Genomic DNA, 22,885 nt, shown 5'->3' on the forward strand with positions numbered 1-22,885 from the left:
AGCAAGTTGACAGGAACGAGCGGTCAGAAGGGGTATTCGGGGATCTCGGGCCTCATGGTGAGCCACTGGATCTCGGTGAACGCGTCGATGTTCGAGGTCGCACCGCCGAACCGCGAGCCGGTCCCGGAGGCGCCGACGCCTCCGAAGGGGGCGTTGGCCTCGTCGGAGACGGTCTGCTCGTTGATGTGCACCTTGCCGGAGTGGACGCGGTCCGCGATCTTCATGGCAGTGCCCACGTCTCCCAGGATGCCCACCGACAGCCCGTACTCGTTGGCGTTCACGAGGTCGACCACCTCGTCGACGCTCGAGAACTTCGTCACGGGGGCCACAGGCCCGAAGATCTCCTCGGCGAACGCGGGGTTCTCGAGGTCGAGGTCGGCCAGGACGGTCGGCCGGTAGAAGAGCCCCTCGAACGTGCCTCCGGCGGCCAGCCTGCCGCCCTGCGCCACGGACGACTCGACGATCCCGTGGATGCGGTCCCGCTGGTGCTGGTCGATGACAGGGCCGAGGGCCACCTGGGCCGCGGCCGGATCACCCACCGGGAGGTGCTCGGCCTTCTCGGACAGGGCGTCGATGTACTCGTCGTAGACGGACTCGTGCACGAAGTGCCGGCCGGTGGTCATGCAGATCTGCCCCTGGTGCATGAACGAGCCGAACGCCCCGGCGGAGGCGGCCTTCGGCAGGTCCGCCCCGGGCAGGACGATGAGCGCGTTGTTGCCGCCGAGCTCAAGGTGGGCGCGCTTGAGCAGCCGTGCGGCGGTCTCGCCGACCCTGCGGCCGGCGGCGGTGGAGCCCGTGAAGGAGACGATCCTGACGTCGGGCGCCTCCACCACGGCCGCGCCGGTCTCGGCCCCGCCGGGCAGGAGTGAAAGCACCCCGGGCGGGAGCCCGGCCTCCTCGAAGACGCGCATGAGGGTGACGCCGCCGCATACGGCCGTGCGGGGATCGGGCTTGAGCAGCACGGCGTTGCCGAGGGCAAGGGCGGGCGCCACGGAGCGGATCGAGAGGATGAGCGGGAAGTTGAACGGCGCGATGACGCTCACGACGCCGGCCGGGCGCCTCCGCGCGAACGACCACCGGTCCTCGTCCGAGGTCAGCACCTCGCCATGCGGGTGCGAGGGCAGCGCGGCGGCCTCGTAGCACTCGTTCGCAGCGATATGGGTCTCGAGCTGCGCCTTGGGCGGGATGCTCCCCGCCTCGCGGACGATCCACTCCTGGATCTCCTCGGCGCACTCCTCCCACAGCTGCCCAGCACGGCGCAGAACGGCCGCGCGCTCCTCGGGCTTCCTCGCCGCCCATTCGGGCTGGGCCTTCGCGGCCAGCTGGGCAGCCCGGTACACGTCGTCGCGCGAGGCCGCCCCGACCGAGGCGAGCGTGGCCCCGGTGGCGGGCTCGACGGCGTCGTACGTGCCGCCTGCCGCCTCGGTCCAGCCGCCGATGTTGACCTTGCCGCCCCACAGCGCGGCGTCGAGAAGTGACATTCCAGCGTCCTCCATCTCAGGTGTCCCGGTTCGGGTTGAACACTTCTATGCTGCCCCCACCGCCCGGGCTGCCTCCGCGATCGCGGCTGCCGCGGCCCGCAGCTCGGGGACGAGCCGGCCCACCTCGGAGTCCCGCTCGGCGGCCGAGCGCTGACCGTCCAGACGGGCCGAGAGGGCCATGTTGATGGCAGCCACGGTACGGCCGTCGGAGCCGAGCACCGGCACCGCCACCGACTGCAGGCCCACCTCGAGCTCCTGGTCCACGACCGCGTATCCCTGCGCGCGGACCCGGGCAAGCTCGTCCTCGATGGCCAGCCGCGTGACGAGGGTGCGCGGTGTGAGCTGATCGAGCCGGGCGTTCGCGAAGTACGCATCCAGCTCGGCAGCTGGCAGGGCCGAGAGCAGGACCCTGCCCATCGACGTCGCGTGCGCCGGGAACCGGGTGCCCGGAGAGATGCCGACGGAGATGATCCGCCGTGTGTGGATGCGCGCGAGGTACACGATGTCCGTGCCGTCGAGGACCGCGAGCGAGGTCGACTCGGCGTGCCGGTGTGAGAGTTCCTCGAGGAACGGCTCGGCCAGCTCCGGGAGGCGCTGCCCGGACAGGTAGGCGTAGCCGAGCTGGAGGACGAGCGGCGTGAGGGTGAAGAACCTCCCGTCCGTGCGCATGTACCCCAGCTCCACGAGCGTGTGGAGGAAGCGCCGCGCCGTCGCGCGCGTGAGCGCCGTGCGGGAGGCGACCTCGGAGAGGGTCATCTCCTGGTGCTCGGCATCGAACGCGCGCACGACCGCGAGGCCCCGCGCGAGCGACTGGACGAACTGGTCACTCGCGGTCGGGACCGGCGGCTGGACATAGTCCACACTGCCGGCGCCCGGCTCCCTGCTCGGCTCGCCCGCTTCCGCGGCGCCCACCCGCTGTTCCACGGTCGCCTCGCTCAGGCCGCGGGGAGCAGCGGGACGCCGACGGCGCTCTGGAGATCCTCGAAGGTCATCCCGAACGTCTCCCGGACACGGACGCCCTCGGGCGTAATGAGGAAGACTGCCTTCTCGGTGTACACCCGGGTCACGCAGCCGACGCCCGTGACGGGGTAGGTCAGCTCAGGCACGAGCTTGGACGTGCCGTCCTTCGTGGCGAGGTTCATCATGACGTAGACGTCCTTGGCACCCGTCGCGAGGTCCATCGCCCCGCCCACGGCCGGGATGGCATCCGGGGCCCCGGTGTGCCAGTTGGCCAGATCACCGGTGGCGGAGACCTGGAAGGCGCCGAGCACGCACACGTCGAGGTGGCCCCCGCGCATGATCGCGAAGGAGTCCGCGTGGTGGAAGTAGCTCGCACCCGGCAGCTCCGTGACCGGGATCTTGCCTGCGTTGATGAGGTCCTGGTCGATCTGGTCCCCGGTGGCCACCGGCCCCATGCCGAGCATCCCGTTCTCCGTGTGGAGCGTGATGTCCTGCTCTTCAGTGAGGTAGTTCGAGACGTTGGTGGGCTGCCCGATGCCCAGGTTCACGAACGAGCCGGGTTCGATGTCCTTCGCGACCATCTTGGCCATCTCGTCCCTCGTCAGGGGGGAGGCGCTGGTCTGCGGGACGATCATGGTCGTCTGCTCGGTCATCGGTTCAGCCCACCTTCACGATCGTGTTGACGTAGATTCCCGGGGTCACGACATTCTCCGGGTCGAGGCCGCCTGTCGGGACCACCTCGGAGACCTGGACCACCGTGTTCGTGGCGGCGGCGGCCATGATGGGGCCGAAGTTGCGGGCCGTCTTGCGATAGACGAGGTTTCCCTTGCGGTCTGCCCTGAGTGCCTTGATCAGGGCGACGTCCGCGTGGATCGGCGTCTCGAAGACTTGCCACTTCCCGTCGAGGAAGCGGGTCTCCTTGCCCTCCGCGAGCATAGTGCCGTAGCCCGTCGGGGTGAAGAAGCCCCCGATCCCGGCACCGGCCGCGCGGATCCGCTCGGCGAGGTTACCCTGCGGGACGAGCTCGAGCTCGATCTGCCCGGCGCGGTACTTCTCATCGAAGTGCCACGAGTCGGACTGGCGCGGGAACGAACAGATCATCTTCTTGACCCGGCCCTCCTTGATCAGGAGGGCGAGCCCTTCATCGGCCTGGCCGGCATTGTTGTTGACGACGGTGAGCTCCTTCGCGCCGCCCTCCAGGAGCGCGTCGATGAGCTCGAACGGCTGCCCGGCGTTGCCGAACCCGCCGATCATCACGGTCGAGCCGTCCTTGATGCCAGCCACGGCCTCAGCGGCCGTGTCCTTGAATTCGAGTGTGCGTGCCACAGATGCCTTCCCTCGGCCTTACTTCGCGTTGACGTTCTCGAGGACCACGGCCAAGCCCTGGCCCACACCGATGCAGATCGCGGCAACGCCCCACCGCTCCCCGCTGCGCTGCAGGGACCGAGCCAGTGTGCCCAGGATGCGGCCGCCGGAGGCACCGAGCGGGTGGCCCATGGCGATCGCACCGCCGTGCTGGTTGACGATCTCCGGGTCGATCTTCCAGGCGTCCACGCACGCGAGCGACTGCGCGGCGAAGGCCTCGTTGAGCTCGACGGCGCCGACCTGCTCCCACGTGATCCCCGCCTTGGCGAGGGCGCGGTTCGCGGCCTCGACGGGCGCGAACCCGAAGTACTGGGGCTCGTTCGCGGCGGCGCCGCGTCCGGCCACGCGGGCGATGGGCGCGAGGCCGGTGGTCTCAGCGGCGGCCTCGGAACCCAGCAGCACTGCGGAGGCGCCGTCGGAGAGCGGGGACGCGTTGCCCGCTGTCACCGTGCCGCCCGCCGTCGTGCCGGAGTGATCGCCGTTGTCCTTGCGGAACACGGTCTTGAGCCCTGCGAGCTTCTCGGCTGAGGAGCCGGGGCGGATACCCTCGTCGCGTGCAAGCTCGGTGCCGGGGACGGGGACCACGAGGTCGTCGTAGAAGCCCGCGTTCCACGCGACGTCGGCGAGGTTATGGGAACGTGCGGCGAACTCGTCCTGCCGGTCGCGCCCGATCGAGAACCGCTCACGCAGCTGCTCGGTGGCCTCGCCGAGGGACACTGTCCACTCGGCCGGCATGTTCTTGTTCACGAGCCGCCAGCCGAGGGTGGTCGAGGCGAGGGCCAGGTCGCCTGCCGGGTAGGGCCTCTCGGTCTTGGGCAGGACCCAGGGCGCGCGGGACATGGACTCCACGCCGCCCACGAGCATCACCTCGGCGTCACCCACCTCGATCTGCCGGGAGGCGATGATCGCGGCGTCGAGGGAGGAGCCGCAGAGGCGGTTGACCGTGGTGCCCGGGACTGAGACGGGCAGGCCCGCAAGCAGCGTGGCCATGCGGGCCACGTTGCGGTTCTCCTCACCGGCGCCGTTGGCGTTGCCGAAGATCACCTCGTCGACCGCGCCCCCCTCCAGGGCGTCCTGGGTCAGTCCCGGTGCGCGGTCCACGATGGTGCGGACCATGTGTGCCGCGAGGTCATCGGGGCGGACTCCGGCGAGTCCGCTGCCGAACTTGCCGAACGGGGTCCGGATGGCGTCATAGACGAATGCTTCAGTCACTTCTGCTGTTCCTCATCGATAGCTGACAGGGTGCTCTGTGCGACCTTGGAGGCCGTGTTCGCTGCCGAGAAGTGCGCGCGCAGGAGGTCGGCGACCGCGGCGGGGTTCTCGGTGGGTGCGATGTGGGCGACGGCCGGGAGCCGGACGGCCGCACCGTTCTGCGCGTGCTGGGCCATCCATTCCGCGTCCGAGAACGGACTCACGGTGTCGAACTCGCCTGCGATGGCCAGGAACGGCAGCGCGATCTCGCCGAACCTGCCGCGCACGTCATACCCGGCGAGGGCACGGCAGACGGCGGCGTACCCGAACCGGTCCGCGTCGCGGAGCGTGTGCAGGAGGCGGGTCGCCTCCTGGGGGTGCTCGGCGAGGAATCCCGGGGCGAACCAGACCTCTGCCGAGGGCTCGACGCGGATCGCGGTGCCCTGGGCGGCCACCGCGTCGGCGCGCTCGTTCCAAGCCCGGGGCTCGCCGAACTTGGGCGACGAGCACAGCATCGCGAGGCTGAGCAGGCGGTCTGGATGGGCGAGCGCGAGCTCCGCCCCCACAGCACCGCCTGCAGAGTCGCCCGCGTAGTGGAACCGGACGCCTGGCTCGATCGAGTCGACGAGCGCGATCACGGCGTCTGCGAGCTCAGCCATCGTGAACGCGCCCGGGGCGGCGGCGTCCTCGGGATCTATTCCCGGCGAGATCCCGTGGCCGGGGAGGTCCCACCCGAGGAGGTCGTAGTGATCGCCCAGGAGGCGGGCGGCGTCGTCCCACATGACGGTCGAGGTGCCGAGGGACGGTCCGAGCACCACGAGTTCCTTCTCCCCGAGATGCATGCGGGGGCTGAGGCGCACTGCCTTGATCTTCGGCATGCTCACGTGCTGATCCTTTCCTCGATGGTCATCGGTCGCAGGCGGCCAGGATGCGGTCCACGATCCCCGCGGCGTCGCCCCTGGTAGTCGTTCGGCCGAGGCGTCCGAGGATATGACCGTCCGTCGCTTCCCTCTCCAGATCCTCGCCTTCACCCAGAATGCCACGTGTTCGCATCATGCACAAGTGTTCGTAGAGCGAACAGAGAAATCGCTCTGGGACCTATGGCCCTCCCGCCGCTCCGGGCAATCGGCGGACGATTGCAGGACAGGGCACGCACCATCGGGAGGCCGCCATGTCCGATCACGAATACCGGCACACCTACACCGAATCCATCCACGCGCCCGTCCACGCGGTGTTCGAGCACTGCCGGGATCCGCGCAACATGTTCGCCGGCCACCCGAAGATCCAGGTGGAGGACGCGACGCTGGCCCCGGAGGGCATCGGCACCGTGGCCCACGTCCTGAACCGGGCCACTCCGGGCCTCACGGAGCACGTGACACACGAGTTCACGGAGTTCGTCCCCGACGAGCGCATTGTGATCACCTCGCACCTCAGGGTCCTGAACCGTGACCTCAAGCAGCATGTGGGCTGGACCTGGAGCTTCGCCCCCGAGGGCGACGGGACGCGGCTCACGCTGGACTTCGAGAACACCGACATCACGTGGTTCGAGGACGTCATGTACGCCTGGGGCGGCGGGGCGCAGTGGGACAAGACGGTCAACGGCTGGCTGCACCACATCAAGGCCGCCGTCGAGAAGGAGTCCGCCTCGGCGCAGTAGCCGGCGCGCGCACTGCGGGTAGAGTCGCGGCGTGAGCCAGACTGTCCGCGTTCCCTACGGCCCGCATCCCGACCAGTGGGCTGACCTCTACCTGCCCGAGCCCACCGCCGGCGCGCAGGACCAGCCGTGGCGAGGCGTCGTCGTCGTGCTCCACGGTGGCTACTGGCGCGACAAGTACACGGCCGAGCTCGGAGTTCCCGTGGCCGAGGACCTCGCCTCGCACGGGTTCGCGGCGTGGAACCTCGAGTACCGGCGCGCCGGATCGGACCTGCCGGACGGCTCGCGGAGCCCGGGCGACGGCGGCTGGCCGGCCACGTTCCTCGACGTCGCCGCCGGGATCGACCGCCTCGCGGACGTTCCCGGGCTCGGCGTTCTCGCGCACGACGACGCCGAGCGGCTCGCGCGGCTCGTCTCGGCTGGGCGAGTGGTCGCCCTGGGCCACTCCGCTGGCGGCCATCTGGCCGTCTGGGCTGCGGGGCGGCCAACCCTCCCTTCCGGCACCCCCGGCGGCCCGGGCACGCCGGGCACATCGGGCACATCGGGCTCTGCCCGGGACGGACAGGCGCCCCGGGTGCCGCTGCGCGGCGTCGTGAGCCAGGCCGGGGTCCTGGGCCTCGCCGCGGCCGAGCGGCTGGGCCTGAGCAGCAACGCCGCGCGGAACCTCATGGGAGGCGCCTCCACGGACTCGCCGGAGCTCGCGCGCGCCTTCGAGCTCGCGGATCCGATGCGGGCCCTGCCGATCGGCGTTCCCGTGCACGCGGTCCACTCGCGTACGGATGAGGCCGTCCCGTTCGCCCTCTCCGAGGACTACGTTGCGGCGGCCCACGCGGCCGGGGATGCGGCCGTGCTGCACGAGACCAGCGGCGACCACTTCGCTGTCATCGACCCGGAGCACGCGGCGTACGCCCTGTGCCGGAACCTGGTCGGGAAGCTGCTGGACTGAGGGCGTGGGACCCCGGGGGCCGCAGCCAGCGCTGGCATCATGGGCGGGTGAACATCGTCAGGTCCGTGGTCTTGTTCGCGCTTTCGGCCGCGGCGGAGATCGGCGGAGCGTGGCTCGTGTGGCAGTCCGTCCGCGAGGGACGGCCGTGGTGGTGGGCCGGGCTCGGTGTGGCTGCGCTCGGCGTGTACGGATTCGTGGCGACGTTCCAGCCGGACGCGCACTTTGGACGCGTCCTCGCGGCGTACGGCGGCGTGTTCGTCGCAGGGTCACTGCTCTGGGGCGTGCTCGTGGACGGCTTCCGGCCAGACCGGTGGGATGTGGCCGGCGCCGCGCTGTGCCTCGCCGGCGTCGCCGTGATCATGTTCGCCCCGCGGGGCTGAGGCATCGCGGGAACTCCCTCCGTTGTGGGCTGCTCGAGGACGTGTGTACCGTCGAAGGCATGAGCGGCCATTCCCACGACCACAGCGGCGCGCACGACCACGCCGCGGGAGCCGACCGGCCTCGCATCCTCGCCGCCTTCGGCGTCACGGTCCTCATCCTGGTCGCCGAGCTCGTCGGCGCGATCCTCTCCGGATCCCTCGCACTCCTGGCCGACGCCGGCCACATGTTCACCGACGCCTCGGGCCTGCTGATCGCCCTCATTGCCGCGACCCTCGCACTGCGCCCGCCCACCCCCGAGCGGACGTGGGGGTACAAGCGCGCCGAGGTGCTCGCGGCCGCCCTCCAGGCAGGGCTCCTGCTCGTGGTCGGGGCGTTCATCCTGTACGAGGCGATCCGGCGGCTCATCGAGCCGGAGGGGATCGCCTCGGAGTCCATGCTGTGGTTCGGCATCATCGGGCTCGTGGGCAACGCCATCTCCCTCCTCGTGCTCGCCGGGGGCCGCAAGAGCAGCCTCAACCTACGGGCGGCATTCCTCGAGGTGCTCAACGACGCGCTGGGATCCGCCGCCGTCATCATCGCCGCGGTCATCATCAGCCTCACCGGCTGGACCCGTGCGGACTCGCTGGTCTCACTCCTCATCGGAGCCCTCATCATCCCCCGCACGCTCCGCCTGCTGAAGGAGACCACGGACGTGCTCCTCGCCGCGACGCCGAAGGGGCTGGACCTGCGCGCAGTCCGCCAGCACATCCTCGCCATGGACCACGTCATCGACATCCACGACCTCCACGCGACGCTGATCGGCACAGGTACCCCCGTGATCACCGGCCACGTGACGCTCGAGGACGAGTGCATGAAGGACGGCCACGCCGTCGAGATCCTCGGCGAGCTGCAGGAGTGCGTGGCCGAGCACTTCGGCATCCCGGTGGAGCACTCCACGTTCCAGCTCGAGCCGGCCTCGCACCGGGACCGGGAGCGCCTCACGCACTGACGGCGACCGCCTCAGAACTTCGCGTCCCGGGCGAGTCGGACGAGCTGGTCCTTCGTCTGGTCCGCCGTCGGCCCGGTCGGGGAGATGAGCACCTGGGCAGTGAAGATCGCCATGTTCTGCCCTCGCGCGACCTCGAGGGACAGGATCGCGACCGGCACATCCCCGGCTGGCCGCAGCGACTTGGGTCCGGCTGCCTCCGTGCCCGTCACGAGGATGGCCTTGTCACCGACGCCCTGGATGTCCTGGCCACCCGGCGGCGGTGCCGAGGAGAGCACGGACGCGCCCCCCTGGTGGTGCTCGATGGAGAAGACGAGCGAATCCGGGCCTGGAGTGCCCAGACTGCCGAAGGTGTAGCGGCAGCTGTCCTCGCCCGGCAGAGTCTGGGGGGTGGTGGCCGCGCCGAAGGCCTGCCGCACGGCGTCGGCCGTCGCGATGGCGCACGCGGGGTTGTTGGTCGCTGCCACCGGCCCGACCGGCGGCGCCGTGGGCACAGTGAGCGTGCTGCCGTTGCCCCAGCCGGCGTCGACCAGCCCCTGGGCGAGGGCCTTGGCCGTGGCTGTGCCGTCCGGCCCAGCGGACCCCTCTGTCATGGGTGGCATGGCAACATAGCGGAAGTCCAGGGTCTCGCTGCCCTTGGCGGCCACGAGGATGGTGTTGGCCGAGGCTCCGCTGCCCTCTGAACGGAACCAGCCGGTCCACTGGAAGCACGCGAAATCGCCGATCCCCGTCACAGGGGAGCAGTCCGGCGTCTTCTTCACCGCGGCGATGTCTGCCGCCGAGGCGGGCGATGTGAGCGACACGGACAGGAAATTGCCCTTGGCCGTCCTGCTGAAGTACCCGCACAGATAGGCCTTGCTCCCGCCGGGCCTCGCGGGCGAGTTGGTCATCGGCACTTGGCCCGGATCGACCTTCGCGGCGATGGCCGGTGTGATGAGGTCGCAGGCCGGGTTGCCCGAACTGGACGAGGACGACGGCGAGGACGACGGCGCTGGGCCGCCGGGCGCGCATCCGCTCGCGAGGAGGACACTCGCCATCAGGACAAGGGCGACGCGGCGTGTCCTGTCTCGTGGTGAGCGCATCGCCCGCCCCCCTTCCGAGGGCGCTCCCCTTTCAAGGGCTGCCCCGTCGTGGTCCGGCCGGTCCCGAGAGTCGCCCCCCATCGTTCTCCGGGCCGGCCGGTGGACCCACCCTACGGATCCGCCCGGAGCCGTCAGTAGGGTCCTTCGGCCCGTCCCTACAGCGCACCCGGCCTCACGAGCCCGCACTCGTAGGCGAGGACAACCGCCTGCACCCGGTCCCTCACCCCGAGCTTGGTGAGGATGCGCGTGACATGGGTCTTGACCGTGGTTTCGGAGAGGACGAGGTCCCGCGCGATCTCGGCATTGGAGCGGCCGCGGGCGAGCAGCACCAGGACCTCGCGCTCGCGTTCGGTGAGGACTGCCGCGGCGTCCGGCACGGAGCCTGGGGCGGGCCTCTGCACGAATTCCTCGACGAGCCTGCGGGTGATGGCGGGCGCGAGCATCGTGTCGCCCGCTGCGACGGCGCGCACCGCGTGCGCGAGGTGGTCGGGCCGCACGTCCTTGAGGAGGAAGCCGCTCGCCCCGGCCCGGATGGCCTGGTAGACGTGGGCGTCGAGGTCGAACGTGGTGAGCATGAGGACCCTCGCCCGCGACCCGGCCACGAGGCGGCGCGTGGCCTCCACACCGTCCAGGATGGGCATGCGCACATCCATGAGCACCACGTCCGGGTCCTGCTCCCGGCACACGGACAGCGCCTCCTTGCCGTCCCCGGCCTCGCCCACCACGACGATGTCCGGCTCCTCGCCCAGGATCAGCGAAAACCCGCGGCGCACGAGCGCCTGGTCATCGACGACGACAATCCTGATCCGCCCCTCGCTCATGAGCCGGCTCCGAGCGGAAGCCGAGCGGTCACGCAGAAGCCGCCGCCCGGCGTCGTGCCCGCGGAGAGGCGGCCTCCGTGCCCGGCGACGCGTTCACGCATACCGACGATCCCCTGGCCCCCGCCTGTCCCGTCCGGGCCGCGGGCCGGACCGGCGTCGCGCACCTCGGCGACCAGCGCGCCGTCGTCCGCGCGGACGCTGACAAACGCTCGGGGCGCCGACGAATGCTTGAGGACGTTCGTGAGGGCCTCCTGGATCACCCGGTACGCGGCCAGCTGGACGCTGGGAGGCGGCGCCTTGTGCGGGGCCGACATGGCGTACTCGATCTCGAGGCCGGCGTCGCGGAAATGCATCACAAGGCGCTCCACCTCGGCGAGTCCCGGCTGGGGCGCCAAGGCGCCCGACGGCGCGGGGTCGCCACCCTCGGGCCTCAGGACGCCGAGCATCCGCCTAAGCTCGGCGAGCGCGTCCCGCGCGGTCTCCTGGACAGCGCGGACGGCCTCGAGGGCATCCGGCCCCCCGCGGTGCATGGTGCGCTCGGCAGCGGCCGCCTGGACGAGCATGACCGTCACCGAATGCGCCACGACGTCATGGAGGTCCCTGGCGATGCGCAGCCGCTCCTGCGTCACGGCGCGGTCCGCGAGCTCCTCGCGGCTCCGTTCGAGCTCGGCGGTCGTGGCACGGAGGTTCAGGATGAGCTGGTGCCGGCTCCTGAGCACCCGCGCAACGCCCCACGTTCCGCCGAGGACGATCACGATCCACGCGTACTGCCGCACATCCGGCGCGCTGAGCACAACGAGAGGAAGGAGGACGACGCCGAAGCCCGCGAGCGCCGGGCGCAGCCCGAGCGCGTAGCCCGCAGTGTAGACGACGATGAGGCACGCGATGACCTCTGCCAGGAAGTTGCCGTGCCTGAGCCCGGAGGCCGCCGACCCGAGGACCGTCACCGCCACGACCGCCGAGGCCTACAGCGGCCTGCGCAGGAGCAGCATCGAGGCGGCGAAGGCGGCCGCCACCGCGGCTGTGCCCCACAGCGCGGGCCCCGAGTCCTCAGCGGAGGCCTGCCCGAGCCCGATGACGACGAGCGCGGCGGCGAGCATCCACCCGAGCCGTCGAGGATCCCGCGCGATTGGGGCCATGGCCCAAGGATAGGAGCAGCGCCCCCGGCGGGGATCCCCCCAGAGATGGTCTGCCCGTCCTCCTTCCGATGTATCCCGGCCGGCGGAGGTGGTCATCCGGCAGGGCCCGGATCGTCGGAAACGACGACGCGGCGGCCCATCGTCGGCTCCTACGGTTGCAGCGTCCAGTCGGATTCGATCCCCGAGGAGAAGTGCCATGTCAACCTCAGCCCATACCCTCACGTGGTTCCGCACCCCGCTCGCCCGAGACGCCCGAGGTGCAGGCCGTCCCAACAGCCGGGCGTTCAGGGTCCGGCGGATCGTCGGAGCAGCCTGCCTTCCGCTGCTGTTCGCAGTGATGATCGTCGGGAGCCTGATGGTTCCGCTCCAGGACTCGGCCACCTCGGCGCAGACCCTGGCGTTCGCCGAGGCCCAGCCCGGGGCCCTCGCTGCTCTGGCGTGGATGGAGCTTCTGGGCGCCGTCGTCTGCATCGCCGGGCTCCTCACGCTCGTGGGGGCCATCCGGGCACGGGGAGCCTGGCTGTCGAGCCTCCTCGGGTTCTTGGCGGTCCCCTTCGGTGTGGGCATGGCCGCCATCTCCCTCAGCCACTTCACTGCTCTGGGCCTCGCCGGATCGGGGCTCCCGACGGACCGCGCCATCGCGGCCTTCGACGCGTTCCACGCCGCCGGCGGCCCTCTGCCGATCCTGTTCATGCTCGGCCCTGTCATCTACCTTCTCGTCCCGCTGGCCGCATGGCGGGCGGGACTCCTGCCGGCCGCGGCGATCGCGCTCGGGGTCGCCTTCGCCGCGCTCGCCGCGTCCCCGGGGCCCGAGTGGCTGGCCGTGGCCGCCTACGCGGTGGGCCTGGTCCTGACCGGATGGACGGCATGGGCGCTCACGGCAGCTCTTCCCAACGCCGTCGAATCGGCGTAGACACGATGGGTCAGCCCGTCGGAGCCACGCCCTGCCCACAAGGAGTCCATGATGCGCTACCGCAAGCTCGGAAGTTCCGACCTCGAGGTCTCGGAGATCTCCCTCGGCTCGTGGCTCACGTTCTCGGGCGGGATCGAGGCGGAGCAGACGCGTGCCTGCACCGAGGCGGCCTTCGACGCCGGCATCACGTTCTTCGATACGGCGAACGTCTACGGCCGCGGCGCCTCGGAGACGGCGTGGGGAGAGATCCTCTCGGAGCATCCGCGCGACTCCTACGTCCTCGCGACCAAGGTAAACGGGCAGATGTCCGATGACCCCGCCGACGCCGGCCTCTCCCCCGCACAGATCGCCAAGCAGATCGACGCTTCGCTGGCGCGCCTCAGGACGGACTATGTGGACCTCTACCAGGCGCACCGGTTCGATGTGAACGTGCCGATCGAGGACACGATCGAGGCCTTCCAGAAGGTCGTCGAGCAGGGCAAGGCCCGGTACCTCGGCTTCAGCGAGTGGACTCCGGAGCAGATCCAGGCGGCCATCGACATCGCCGGCCCGGACCTCTTCGTCTCGTCCCAGCCGCAGTACTCCATGCTGTGGCAGGCGCCCGAGGAGGAGGTCTTCCCGCTCTGCGCCGCGAACGGGATCTCGCAGATCGTGTGGTCCCCGCTCGCGCAGGGCGTCCTCACCGGGAAGTACAGGCCGGGCGAGCCGGTCCCGGAGGGCACCCGCTTCGCGAGCGACACCATGGGGGTCTCGAAGAACCTGGTGATGAGCGATCCGATCCTCGAGGCGGTGCAGCGGCTGGTCCCGATTGCCGACGGCGCGGGGCTGACCCTGCCGGTCATGGCACTTGCGTGGGTCTTGCGCCGCAGCGAGCTCGCCTCCGCGATCACCGGTGCGACGCGTCCGGACCAGGTGCACGCCAACGCCGCAGCCTCCGGTGTCGAGCTCTCCGGGGACGTGCTCACGGCCATCGACGAGGCACTCGGAGACGTCCCGGTCAAGGGGACCACTCTCGCCCCCTACGCGAAGCCCGGGGTCAAGCACCGCAGCTGACCGACGCGCGCTCCCGTCGCCCGCCGGGGGTGCGGGAGCGCGACCCACCTCTCCCCCAGACCGACCACGCGGCACCGCGCAGGGCGCGACCGCGCGCCGTCGTGCGCCTGAACGGCAGCCTTGTGGCACGGCCCACTCGTCGCGTACCATCGATGTGAGCGATATTAGAACACTCAGTTCTATTATCGAACACATCACCGCTGGCGAGCGGTCGCCGCCCACACAGAGAAGTGAGGAAACCGTGCAGTTCCACCATCACGGCTACGTGTCCACGAACCCCAAGGTTCAGCCCGCCGCCGGCGTCGGCATCAACCGCCCCGAAGACCTCCCCGAGCAGGTGGACGTCCTCATCGTCGGCACGGGGCCCGCGGGCATGATCACCGCGGCCCAGCTCTCCCAGTTCCCGGACGTGACCACGCGCATCGTCGAGCGCCGCGGCGGCCGCCTCGAGATCGGGCAGGCCGACGGCATCCAGGCGCGCAGCGTCGAGACGTTCCAGGCGTTCGGCTTCGCCCCCGAGATCATCGCCGAGGCGTACCACATCACCGAGATGAACTTCTGGTCCCCGGACCCCGAGAACCCGCAGAACATCATCCGCACCTCCCGCGCGGTGGACGACGAGATGGGCATCAGCGAGTTCCCGCACCTGATCGTGAACCAGGCCCGCGTCCTCGACTACTTCGCCGAGGTCATGAAGAACTCGCCCACCCGCATGGAGCCCGACTACGGCTGGGAGTTCGTGAGCCTCGAGATCGGCGAGGGCGAGTACCCCGTCACGGTCAAGCTCGCCGGCACCTCCCACCACGAGGGCCAGGAGCGCACCGTCAAGGCCAAGTACGTGGTGGGCTCCGACGGCGCCCGCTCCAGGGTCCGCGACGCGATCGGCTGCGAGATGAGCGGCGACCGCGCCAACCACGCATGGGGCGTCATGGACGTCCTCGCGAACACGGACTTCCCGGACATCCGCACCAAGTGCGCCATCCAGTCCCACGACGGCGGCAGCATCCTCCACATCCCCCGCGAGGGCGGCTACCTCTTCCGCATGTACGTGGACCTCGGCGTGGTGCCGGACGACGACAACGGCAAGATCCGCCAGACCCCACTCGAGACCATCATCGAGAAGGCGAACAAGATCCTCCACCCGTACTCGGTGGACGTGAAGAGCGTCGCGTGGAACAGCGTGTACGAGGTGGGCCACCGTGTGACCCACCGCTTCGACGATGTCCCCACGGCACAGGCCGGCACCCGCATGCCGCGCGTCTTCATCACCGGCGACGCGTGCCACACCCACTCTGCCAAGGCCGGCCAGGGCATGAACGTCTCCATGCAGGACGGCTTCAACATCGGCTGGAAGCTGGGCCATGTGCTCGAGGGGCGCAGCCCGGAGAGCCTCCTGTCCACCTACACCGCAGAGCGCCAGGTGATCGCGCAGAACCTCATCGACTTCGACCGCACGTGGTCCTCGATGATGGCCAAGAACCCGGAGGACTTCGAGAGCCCCTCGGAGCTCGCCGACTTCTACGTGCGCACCGCCGAATTCCCGGCCGGATTCATGACCGAGTACAAGCCCTCGATGATCGTCTCCGAGGCCTCCCACCAGGACCTCGCGACGGGCTTCCCGCTCGGCAAGCGCTTCAAGTCCGCCAAGGCCGTGCGCATCTCGGACACGAACCCGCTCCACATCGGCCACCTCGCGCAGGCCGACGGCCGCTGGCGCATCTACGCATTCTCCGACGCCGCCAAGGCCGGCACGGAGGGCTCGACCATGGAGAAGTTCGCGGACTGGCTCGCCAACGATCCGGCGTCGCCGGTCGTCGCCACGCCCGAGGGCCTGGACCGCAACGCATGGTTCGACGTCAAGGCGGTCTACCAGCAGGACCACCACACGTTCGACCTCAACGACGTCCCCGCGGTGTTCAAGCCTCAGGTGGGGCCGTTCCAGCTCAATGACCTCGAGAACGTCTTCGGCGCCTCCGCGACCGACGACATCTTCGCCGAGCGCGGCCTGAGCCGCGACGGCGTGGTGGTAGTGGTCCGCCCGGACCAGTACGTCGCCGGGACCTTCCCGCTCGCCGCCACCGACGAGCTCGGCGCCTTCTTCACCGGCGTCATGAAGGGCCGCGCGGCAGCCCAGGTCTGATCCGCTCCGGGCTGGCCTGATCAGGCCTCGGCCGGCCCGCAGTGAGCGCACGACGGCGCGTGGCCGCCTTCCGTACGGGAGGTGGCCACGCGCCGTCGTACTTCTGCTGGGATTCAATTGCCATTTCCTCAGGGGACCTTGTTCTGATGCCGCGAATGTTTGTCACACATCCAAAGTGGGAAATTGCGCACCATCAGAAGCAGCACGTGAAACATCAGAACGGAAGGCCTGACCATGGACTCAATCACCGCTGGGCTCGCCGAAGTGGCGCGGTTCGTCCCGCAGTTCCTGTTGTTCCTTGTCATCCTCATCGTGGGACTGCTGGTGGCCAGGGTTATCGCGAAGGCCCTTTCACGCCTCCTGGCCAAGATCGGATTCGACCGCTGGGTTGAGCGCGGCGGTGTGAAGCGCGCCCTCGCTGGGTCCAATCTCGACGCGAGCGAGATCGTCTCGAAGATCATCTACTACACCCTCGTCCTCTTCGTGCTCCAATTTGCATTCGGGGTCTTCGGCCCGAATCCCGTCAGCACGTTGCTCGCAGCGATCATCGGATTCCTGCCGAAGATCATTGTGGCGATCATCATCGTGATCGTCAGCGCCGCCATCGCCGCGGCGGTCAAGACCCTCATCCAGGGTTCGCTCGGCGGCCTCTCCTACGGCCGGACCCTCGCCAACATCGCCAGCATCTTCATCATCGGCATCGGCATCATCGCGGCCCTGAACCAGGTGGACATCGCGGTGACCGTCACGACCCCGATCCTCATCGCGGTGCTCGCAGCCATCGTCGGCGTCGTCATCGTGGGCGTGGGCGGCGGCCTCATCAAGCCGATGTCGCAGCGCTGGGAGCGCTACCTCTCCCGCGCCGAGGAGGAGGCACCCCGGGTCAAGGCGCATGCCGATTCCGCCCCGCCGGCCAGCGAGCAGATCAAGGACGCCGCCCGGCAGCACATGCCGGAGCCGCAGGACGGCGGCGCCCACCGGTACTGACCCTGCGCCACCCCTGACGGACTGGGACAGCACTGACGCACACTGGTAGGACGAGGAGGAATCGCGATGTTCACCACTGCAGACCTCGAGGACCTCAGGCAGGCGCACGGCGACGTGGTCTCCAAGGACGGGGAGAAGATCGGGCCCATCGGCGCCTTCTACCTCGACGACGACACCGACGACCCCACATGGGTGACCGTCAAGACCGGGCTCTTCGGGACCAAGGAATCCTTCGTTCCCCTTGAAGGCGCCAGAATCGCCGAGGAGAACCTCGTGGTCGCCTACGCGAAGGACCAGGTCAAGGACGCGCCACGGGTCGATGCCGACGAGCGGCTCGAGCCCGGGGAAGAGGACCGGCTCTACAAGCATTACGGCCGCTCCGCTCCGCACCGGTTCTCCGATACCGAGCGGGCCAAGAACGAGGTGGCCCTCCAGGAGGGCCCGGTCGGGCAGCGCCAGCACGAGAGCCGGCTGCGGCGGCGCCCGCTGGGCGTCACCATGAACCAGCCCGTCCCCGTGCAGGAAGCCCCCGTGGACAGCAGCCCGGTCGAGACGGAGAGGGGCCCCGATGACAGCGGACTCCGCTGACGGCCGGCGCGAGGCCCGGGACCCTGCCGGGTCCCGGGTCTCTCGGGCGGGTGCCACGTGGACCGCTGTCGTCGCGGGCCTCGTGGTGTTCATCCTGCTAGTGATCTTCTTCATCCAGAACCAGGACGTGGTCCAGGTCCACTATCTGGGCCTCGTCGGTCCGGTGCCGCTCGGTATCGCCCTCTTCATCGCGGCCGTGGCCGGCGGCGTGCTCGTGGCGATCGCTGGCGGCGTGCGGATCCTCCAGCTCCGCCGCGCCGCGGGGCGCCGCTCGCACCGCACCCACCCTCCGCGCTGACCGCGTCGGCCGTATGCGCGTTGTCACGGCCATCACGGTTCCCGCACTGGCGCACCACCCTCTTCACCTCAGGCTTCTGGTTCTGCGCCGTGACTCCGTACTTCGCGATCGCGACCTTCGCCGACGACGTACTGAGCAAGTTCGGCTTCAGCGGCGGCTGGGCCGGTGGAGTGGGCCTGTCCGCACTTGCAACCGCGGGCGTTGTCACCACCGTGCTTCTGATTGACAAGCTGGGCCGCCGAATCCTCACCGTGCCCGGGCAGTGGATCTGCACAGGGATCCTGCCGGTCATCGGACTCTGGACGAGCGCACCGGCGATCCTCGTGCTCGTCCTGTTCCTCGCCTTCTCCTACTTCAATGCCGGCTACACCACGCTGACCCAGGTCTATCCGGCCGAGGTGTTCCCCGGCCACCTGCGCGGGAGCCAACATCGGCATGGGCCCGAGCATGGTCGCAGCCGCCGTCGTCGCCTTGCTCGGCGCAGCGCTCTCGCAATGGCTCGCGCCTGAGACAAAGGGGCGAACCCTCGCCGAGATCTCAGCAAATTTCTCGCACTGACACCGGGACTGCACGGTCGACTCGAGGCAGAACCAAGGGGGCCGGGCAGCCGGGTAAGCGGGTAACCGAGCCCGCGTAGAAGGGGCCTTCGCCGCACCAGCGGCGGAGGCCCCTTCTACGCGTCCAGGCCGCCTGAGCCGGATGCGTGCCGGATGGCCGACGAACGGGCACGGCCCGCAGCCAGTGACACGCGGATGTTGCCGGCCGCGTGCAGGAGCAGGGCCACCACGAGGAAGGCGACCAGCACCTCGCCGGTGGTGACGAACACCGCCGCCCACCCGCCGTCGAGCGTCGGGTCGAGGAAGTCATAGACGTACCAGCCGTCGATCGCGCCTCGGATCCACGAGAAGGCCAGGAACGCCGCCGGGTAGATCATCCAGGCGAACGGCCGCCACCACGGACCGCGGACCGTCCGGGTGACGAGGAGCCAGTCGAGCGCCATGACGAGCGGGACGATGCGGTGGTGGATCATCTGGGGCCAGTACATGTCCAGCGTCCACCACGGCTCGCTGGGCGGGGCGACGAGGACCACGTAGATGATGCCCGTCATGACCATGTAGAAGGCGAGCGCGCCGAAGAGGTGGTCCCACCAGCGCGGGAGGCGCTCGCGCCGCCACGCGGCGGAGGCGATGAGCACGAGCCCGACAGCCAGATTGGACTGGACCGTGAACTCCGAGTAGAGCTGCGGGATGTCGACATCGTTGGTGGGGAGGGTCGCATCGAACGTCTTCTGGACGAGGGCGATGAGCACCGCCACGCCGACGAGCGCGCGCACGAGGCGGATCCAGAGGCGGTCGGGATCCAGTGCTTGGTTGACGCCCGGCCGGCCCCGGAGGGTCGATGCTGCGGTCATGGTCTCAGTGTCGGGCGCGCGGTCCGGCGGTCCCAGAGGCGAAAGTACCGCTCCCGCCCAGTTCCAGAGCGCGGCTCCGGCATGCCTCGGCGTGTCCGCGCCTGCCCGCGTGAGAAGTGGGCGGGAACGCGCGCGCTACTCCGCCTCCCAGCGTGCTACTCCGCCTCCCACCGGAACCAGCGGATGCCGATGCCGGCGAAGACGGCCGTGTACCCGACCAGCACCACCACCTGCCACGTGTTCTGCACCGACCACTCCCCGCCCGTCACCCCGGCGAACAGCTCCATGAGCGCCCCCACGGGGGTCCAGGCGGAGAAGTTCTTGAAGTCGTCCCCGAGGATCCCTGTGGGGCCGAGGATGCCGGCCAGGAACAGCACGATGTACAGCACGCGCGCGATCGCGTTGACCACGCCCGCAGACCTGACGAGGCCCACGAGGGCCTGCCCGATCGCGAGGAACACCGCCGCGCCGAGGAGCGAGACCAGGAGAATGAGGAGGTACACGGAGGGGGAGAACACCACGCTGTGCAGGATGCTGCCGACGATCATCACCACGATCCCCATGACCACGTCCGCCGCGAACTGCACGGCGAGGCGGCTGCCCATGATGGCCCAGGTGGGGGCGGGGGTCACGCGGAGCCGCTGGAAGACGCCTGCGGTGCGGTCCCCCGCGAGGGTGGTCGAGTACGCAATGAGTCCCGAGGACAGCAGCCCGTAGGTCAGGGCCATGCCGATGAGGAAGCCCGGGTTGCCGATCCTGCTCCCGCCCCGGTTGGTGATCACCAGGATCACGATGGGCACCACGAAGTTCAGCAGGATGACCTGGCGGCTGCGCACGAGCACGGTCGCGTCCGCGGTCAGGAGCGCGCGGACGGCGAGCGCGGCCGACGGCGCCCGGCCGGCCTCGGGCGCGCGCCGCGCCTGCGGCAGCGCAGAGTCAGTCACGGATGGCCCTCCCTGTCAGTCCGATGAACACGTCCTCGAGGGTCACGTCCCCGTGGGCGACGGCCAGCACGCTCGGGTCTCCCCGGTGCTCCTCGACGAGCGCCGCGGGCGCGCCGAGTGCCAGGAGCCTCCCGTGGTCCATGATGGCGACCCGGGCGCAGACGGCCTGCGCCTCTTCCATGGAGTGCGTGGTGAGCAGGACGCTGCCGCCGGCGCGGCGCGAGTCCTCGATGCGGTCCCAGAGCTGGCGGCGGGACTGGGGGTCGAGGCCGGTGGTGGGCTCGTCGAGGAGGAGGATGCTCGGGTCGTGGAGCGTGGCGACCATGAGCGAGAAGCGCTGCTGCTGGCCGCCGGAGAGCTTCTTGAACGGCTTGCCCGCCTCCTGGGAGAGCCCCGCGTCGCGCAGCCGTTCGTCGATCTGGCGGCGGCCCATCCTCACGCCGTAGAGCCCCGCGTACAGCCGGGCGATGTCCTCGATCCTCAGCTCGGGCTGGAAGCTCGAGGCCTGCAACTGAACGCCGAGGCTCGCCTTGAGCGCGGCGGGCGCGTGAGCGGCGTCGTGCCCGGCCACGGTGACCCTACCCGCGTCCGGCGCCCGGAGCCCCTCGATAACGTTGAGGGTCGAGGTCTTGCCGGCCCCGTTCGGGCCGAGGAGCCCGAAGATCTCCCCCCTTCGCACCGAGAAGGTGAGCCGGTCCACGGCGGTCTGCGCGCCGTAGCGCACCACGAGGGCCTGGACATCCAGGACCGTCTCGGCTTCCATGCCCTGATCGTCTCCCCGCTGCCTGTGCACACTCTGTGAGCCTGCTGGGTGCCCCTACTCCGTCTCCTGCTGGTGCATAAGACGGACTTCCTCGGCGTCGAGCTCGCCCTGGATGATGCGCAGCACCGTGTCGTCGATGGTCTTGTCGTCGCGGAGCCTCACCACAGTGGTCCGCTTCCGCGCGATCATCGCCAGCCCGAGGCGCCTGTACTGCCGGGTGCGCACCACCGCAGGGTGCTCCTCGTCGTCGAACCCGGCGTTGAGCGCCTCCAGCCGCTCGCCGTACTCGCCCCGGATCCGTTCGAGGACGTCGTCGTCGGCGCCGATCTCCCGCGCAAGGGACGGCAGAGCCTCGAGGGCCTCCTCAATGGAGGTGCGCTTCGCGGTCACGAGCTCCTCCACGATCTTCGTGTCCTCCGGAATGCGCGACCAGCGGATGACCTTGGGCAGCGCCATGCCCTGCAGGACCAAGGAGGCGGCCACGACGAACGCCGTGATGAACACGATCGCGTTGCGTTCGGGGAACTGGCCGCCGTCCGGGATCGAGAGGGCGACGGCGAGCGAGACGGCGCCGCGGAAGCCCGCCGTCGTGCTCATCACCCGGGCGCGGTTCGTGGTGCGCAGCTTGCGCTGGTAGGGGCGGCGGTCGATGGCCCGGATCAGGTAGGCGGAGACGACCAGCACGGCGAGGCGCGTGACGAGGATCGCCGCGTACACGGCGATGCTGATGAGGAGGACCTGGCCGAAGGCCTGTCCGTTCGCCCGGCCCACCGTGGTCCACAGCCCGGCGACCGCGGAGGGCAGCTCGAGGCCCACCAGCACGAAGAGGGCCCCGTTGAGCAGGAAGGTCACGAGCGACCAGAACGCCACGGACTGCTGGCGCGTGTGCGCGGAGATGGTCAGCGGGGCATTCCGGGAGATGTAGAGCCCACACGCGACGACGGCAAGCACTGGGGAGGCGCCGATGAGCTCCCCGAGCAGGAACGCCACGAAGGGCGTGAGGACCGTCGCAGCGTTCCCCGCCATGGCGTGCTCGATCCTGCGGCGGATCGCGAGCATCGCCCATCCCACGGCGACGCCCACGGCCGCGCCGCCCACGAACGAGTACACGAATTCGCCGGACACGAGCGGCAGGCTGATGTCGCCGTCTCCCGTGGCCGAGCTGAGCGCCACGCCGTAGACCACGAGCGCCGTGCCGTCGTTGACGAGGCTCTCGGCGCGCAGCACCGTCATCTGCCGCCGCGGCAGCGCCTTCCCCAGGGAGGCGACGGCGGTCGCATCGGTCGGGGCGACCGCCGCGCCGAGGATCCACGCGGACCCCCAGTCGAGGCCGAGCGCGTGGGCCACCGAGGCGACCACGGCGGCCGTGATGACCACCAGGAGCGTGGCAGAGAGCAGGATGCCGCGGATGAACCGGCGCAGCTCCCGCAGGGACGTGGTGAGGCTCTCCCAGTAGAGCAGCGCCGGCAGGAACAGGAGCAGGACCGTCTCGGGCGGCAGGCCCACGCCGCGGAACACCGGCACGAGGCTGAGCAGGAGGCCGGCCAGGAGGTACAGGACGGGCTCGGTCACCCGGAGTGGGCGCGCGACGACACTTCCCAGCACCACTGCGGCACCGAGGACGACGATGAGTTCCAGACCGAGCATGGGCGGTGAGGAGGGCCGTGGTGGATCTGTTGCGCTCCGCCGGCTCCTACCCCTCCGGGGGCGTGGCTGCCGTCATGATGTCTCGGTTCTCCACGGCATCCTCCGTCTCATCGGCGCGATAGGGCTTCCGTCGCGG

Annotated in this window: 25 protein-coding genes; 11 read left to right on the plus strand and 14 right to left on the minus strand. The window is 70.1% G+C overall.

The window, feature by feature from the left end; genetic code table 11:
- Positions 1–23: 23 nt before the first annotated feature.
- The 6 genes from IE231_RS13445 to IE231_RS13470 form a co-directional block, all read right to left on the minus strand.
- On the minus strand, positions 24–1,481 hold the full coding sequence (locus tag IE231_RS13445) for a benzaldehyde dehydrogenase (RefSeq protein WP_189694490.1): 1,458 nt from the start codon (positions 1,479–1,481) through the stop codon (positions 24–26).
- 45 nt (positions 1,482–1,526) lie between these two features.
- A complete protein-coding gene (locus IE231_RS13450; protein WP_189694582.1) occupies positions 1,527–2,342 on the minus strand; it encodes an IclR family transcriptional regulator domain-containing protein in 816 nt (271 codons plus the stop codon).
- A gap of 74 nt (positions 2,343–2,416) precedes the next feature.
- Positions 2,417–3,094, minus strand: coding sequence for a 3-oxoacid CoA-transferase subunit B (locus IE231_RS13455; RefSeq protein WP_189694491.1), 678 nt, complete (start codon positions 3,092–3,094; stop codon positions 2,417–2,419).
- 4 nt (positions 3,095–3,098) lie between these two features.
- Positions 3,099–3,767, minus strand: coding sequence for a 3-oxoacid CoA-transferase subunit A (locus tag IE231_RS13460; RefSeq protein WP_189694492.1), 669 nt, complete (start codon positions 3,765–3,767; stop codon positions 3,099–3,101).
- Between the two features lie 18 nt (positions 3,768–3,785).
- Positions 3,786–5,018 (minus strand): thiolase family protein, encoded by a 1,233-nt coding sequence (locus tag IE231_RS13465; protein WP_189694493.1) that lies wholly within the window; start codon positions 5,016–5,018, stop codon positions 3,786–3,788.
- Positions 5,015–5,875, minus strand: coding sequence for an alpha/beta fold hydrolase (locus tag IE231_RS13470; RefSeq protein ID WP_236663143.1), 861 nt, complete (start codon positions 5,873–5,875; stop codon positions 5,015–5,017). The genes IE231_RS13465 and IE231_RS13470 overlap by 4 nt, the downstream gene beginning before the upstream one ends.
- 293 nt (positions 5,876–6,168) lie before the next feature.
- Here IE231_RS13470 and IE231_RS13475 point away from each other — a divergent pair, with 293 nt between their 5' ends.
- From IE231_RS13475 to IE231_RS13490, 4 genes are read left to right on the plus strand one after another with little or no spacing between them, the layout of a single operon-like run.
- Entirely contained in the window at positions 6,169–6,654 is a 486-nt protein-coding gene (locus tag IE231_RS13475; protein ID WP_189694495.1) for an SRPBCC family protein, read from the plus strand.
- 31 nt (positions 6,655–6,685) lie between these two features.
- Positions 6,686–7,597, plus strand: coding sequence for an alpha/beta hydrolase (locus tag IE231_RS13480; RefSeq protein WP_189694496.1), 912 nt, complete (start codon positions 6,686–6,688; stop codon positions 7,595–7,597).
- Positions 7,598–7,644: 47 nt separating this feature from the next.
- Positions 7,645–7,977: a YnfA family protein gene (locus IE231_RS13485; protein ID WP_189694497.1), complete on the plus strand. Its 333-nt coding sequence runs from the start codon at positions 7,645–7,647 to the stop codon at positions 7,975–7,977.
- Between the two features lie 59 nt (positions 7,978–8,036).
- The gene (locus tag IE231_RS13490) at positions 8,037–8,966 is read left to right on the plus strand and encodes a cation diffusion facilitator family transporter (RefSeq protein WP_189694498.1); all 930 of its coding nucleotides are present in this window, start codon (positions 8,037–8,039) and stop codon (positions 8,964–8,966) included.
- A gap of 11 nt (positions 8,967–8,977) precedes the next feature.
- Here the strand turns inward: IE231_RS13490 and IE231_RS13495 are convergent, their stop codons facing one another.
- The 4 genes from IE231_RS13495 to IE231_RS13510 form a co-directional block, all read right to left on the minus strand.
- On the minus strand, positions 8,978–10,000 hold the full coding sequence (locus tag IE231_RS13495) for a hypothetical protein (RefSeq protein WP_229866954.1): 1,023 nt from the start codon (positions 9,998–10,000) through the stop codon (positions 8,978–8,980).
- A gap of 200 nt (positions 10,001–10,200) precedes the next feature.
- Positions 10,201–10,866, minus strand: coding sequence for a response regulator (locus IE231_RS13500; RefSeq protein WP_189694499.1), 666 nt, complete (start codon positions 10,864–10,866; stop codon positions 10,201–10,203).
- Entirely contained in the window at positions 10,863–11,819 is a 957-nt protein-coding gene (locus IE231_RS13505; RefSeq protein WP_189694500.1) for a sensor histidine kinase, read from the minus strand. Before IE231_RS13505 ends, IE231_RS13500 begins: the two co-directional genes overlap by 4 nt.
- A 12-nt stretch (positions 11,820–11,831) precedes the next feature.
- Positions 11,832–12,005 carry a hypothetical protein gene (locus IE231_RS13510; RefSeq protein WP_189694501.1) on the minus strand — a complete coding sequence of 58 codons (174 nt, stop codon included), beginning with the start codon at positions 12,003–12,005 and terminating at the stop codon, positions 11,832–11,834.
- Between the two features lie 196 nt (positions 12,006–12,201).
- On the opposite strand from IE231_RS13510, the gene IE231_RS13515 reads away from it, so the two are divergent.
- The 7 genes from IE231_RS13515 to IE231_RS13545 all read left to right on the plus strand — a co-directional run bounded on the left by IE231_RS13515 (position 12,202) and on the right by IE231_RS13545 (position 18,493).
- Positions 12,202–12,918, plus strand: a complete 717-nt coding sequence (locus IE231_RS13515) for a hypothetical protein (protein ID WP_189694502.1) — start codon at positions 12,202–12,204, stop codon at positions 12,916–12,918.
- 48 nt (positions 12,919–12,966) lie between these two features.
- A complete protein-coding gene (locus IE231_RS13520; protein WP_306341569.1) occupies positions 12,967–13,971 on the plus strand; it encodes an aldo/keto reductase family protein in 1,005 nt (334 codons plus the stop codon).
- Between the two features lie 241 nt (positions 13,972–14,212).
- A complete protein-coding gene (locus tag IE231_RS13525) occupies positions 14,213–16,111 on the plus strand; it encodes an FAD-binding monooxygenase (RefSeq protein WP_189694503.1) in 1,899 nt (632 codons plus the stop codon).
- Positions 16,112–16,345: 234 nt separating this feature from the next.
- Positions 16,346–17,098 carry a mechanosensitive ion channel family protein gene (locus tag IE231_RS13530; protein ID WP_189694504.1) on the plus strand — a complete coding sequence of 251 codons (753 nt, stop codon included), beginning with the start codon at positions 16,346–16,348 and terminating at the stop codon, positions 17,096–17,098.
- 66 nt (positions 17,099–17,164) lie between these two features.
- Positions 17,165–17,686: a PRC-barrel domain-containing protein gene (locus tag IE231_RS13535; RefSeq protein WP_189694505.1), complete on the plus strand. Its 522-nt coding sequence runs from the start codon at positions 17,165–17,167 to the stop codon at positions 17,684–17,686.
- Positions 17,667–17,984 (plus strand): LapA family protein, encoded by a 318-nt coding sequence (locus IE231_RS13540; protein ID WP_189694506.1) that lies wholly within the window; start codon positions 17,667–17,669, stop codon positions 17,982–17,984. The genes IE231_RS13535 and IE231_RS13540 overlap by 20 nt, the downstream gene beginning before the upstream one ends.
- An 89-nt stretch (positions 17,985–18,073) precedes the next feature.
- Positions 18,074–18,493, plus strand: a complete 420-nt coding sequence (locus IE231_RS13545) for an MFS transporter (protein WP_229866957.1) — start codon at positions 18,074–18,076, stop codon at positions 18,491–18,493.
- Positions 18,494–18,657: 164 nt separating this feature from the next.
- On the opposite strand, the gene IE231_RS13550 is transcribed toward IE231_RS13545, so the two are convergent.
- The 4 genes from IE231_RS13550 to IE231_RS13565 all read right to left on the minus strand — a co-directional run bounded on the left by IE231_RS13550 (position 18,658) and on the right by IE231_RS13565 (position 22,749).
- Entirely contained in the window at positions 18,658–19,395 is a 738-nt protein-coding gene (locus tag IE231_RS13550; RefSeq protein ID WP_189694507.1) for a Pr6Pr family membrane protein, read from the minus strand.
- A 155-nt stretch (positions 19,396–19,550) separates the two neighbouring features.
- Positions 19,551–20,339: an ABC transporter permease gene (locus IE231_RS13555; protein ID WP_189694508.1), complete on the minus strand. Its 789-nt coding sequence runs from the start codon at positions 20,337–20,339 to the stop codon at positions 19,551–19,553.
- The gene (locus IE231_RS13560; RefSeq protein ID WP_189694509.1) at positions 20,332–21,102 is read right to left on the minus strand and encodes an ABC transporter ATP-binding protein; all 771 of its coding nucleotides are present in this window, start codon (positions 21,100–21,102) and stop codon (positions 20,332–20,334) included. The genes IE231_RS13555 and IE231_RS13560 overlap by 8 nt, the downstream gene beginning before the upstream one ends.
- A 54-nt stretch (positions 21,103–21,156) precedes the next feature.
- Positions 21,157–22,749, minus strand: coding sequence for a Na+/H+ antiporter (locus IE231_RS13565; RefSeq protein ID WP_189694510.1), 1,593 nt, complete (start codon positions 22,747–22,749; stop codon positions 21,157–21,159).
- Positions 22,750–22,885: the final 136 nt, after the last annotated feature.

It is taken from the genome of Sinomonas cellulolyticus, assembly GCF_014656475.1.
In the GTDB taxonomy this organism is placed as follows: Bacteria; Actinomycetota; Actinomycetes; order Actinomycetales; family Micrococcaceae; genus Sinomonas; species Sinomonas cellulolyticus.

Coding starts and splice junctions, on each gene's coding strand:
- IE231_RS13530 (WP_189694504.1), top strand. CDS start 16,346: ATGGACTCAATCACCGCTGGGCTCGCCGAAGTGGCGCGGTTCGTCCCG.
- IE231_RS13510 (WP_189694501.1), bottom strand. CDS start 12,005: ATGGCCCCAATCGCGCGGGATCCTCGACGGCTCGGGTGGATGCTCGCC.
- IE231_RS13565 (WP_189694510.1), bottom strand. CDS start 22,749: ATGCTCGGTCTGGAACTCATCGTCGTCCTCGGTGCCGCAGTGGTGCTG.
- IE231_RS13500 (WP_189694499.1), bottom strand. CDS start 10,866: ATGAGCGAGGGGCGGATCAGGATTGTCGTCGTCGATGACCAGGCGCTC.
- IE231_RS13475 (WP_189694495.1), top strand. CDS start 6,169: ATGTCCGATCACGAATACCGGCACACCTACACCGAATCCATCCACGCG.
- IE231_RS13455 (WP_189694491.1), bottom strand. CDS start 3,094: ATGACCGAGCAGACGACCATGATCGTCCCGCAGACCAGCGCCTCCCCC.
- IE231_RS13470 (WP_236663143.1), bottom strand. CDS start 5,875: ATGCCGAAGATCAAGGCAGTGCGCCTCAGCCCCCGCATGCATCTCGGG.
- IE231_RS13535 (WP_189694505.1), top strand. CDS start 17,165: ATGTTCACCACTGCAGACCTCGAGGACCTCAGGCAGGCGCACGGCGAC.
- IE231_RS13445 (WP_189694490.1), bottom strand. CDS start 1,481: ATGTCACTTCTCGACGCCGCGCTGTGGGGCGGCAAGGTCAACATCGGC.
- IE231_RS13520 (WP_306341569.1), top strand. CDS start 12,967: ATGATGCGCTACCGCAAGCTCGGAAGTTCCGACCTCGAGGTCTCGGAG.
- IE231_RS13490 (WP_189694498.1), top strand. CDS start 8,037: ATGAGCGGCCATTCCCACGACCACAGCGGCGCGCACGACCACGCCGCG.
- IE231_RS13540 (WP_189694506.1), top strand. CDS start 17,667: ATGACAGCGGACTCCGCTGACGGCCGGCGCGAGGCCCGGGACCCTGCC.
- IE231_RS13515 (WP_189694502.1), top strand. CDS start 12,202: ATGTCAACCTCAGCCCATACCCTCACGTGGTTCCGCACCCCGCTCGCC.
- IE231_RS13560 (WP_189694509.1), bottom strand. CDS start 21,102: ATGGAAGCCGAGACGGTCCTGGATGTCCAGGCCCTCGTGGTGCGCTAC.
- IE231_RS13495 (WP_229866954.1), bottom strand. CDS start 10,000: ATGGCGAGTGTCCTCCTCGCGAGCGGATGCGCGCCCGGCGGCCCAGCG.
- IE231_RS13550 (WP_189694507.1), bottom strand. CDS start 19,395: ATGACCGCAGCATCGACCCTCCGGGGCCGGCCGGGCGTCAACCAAGCA.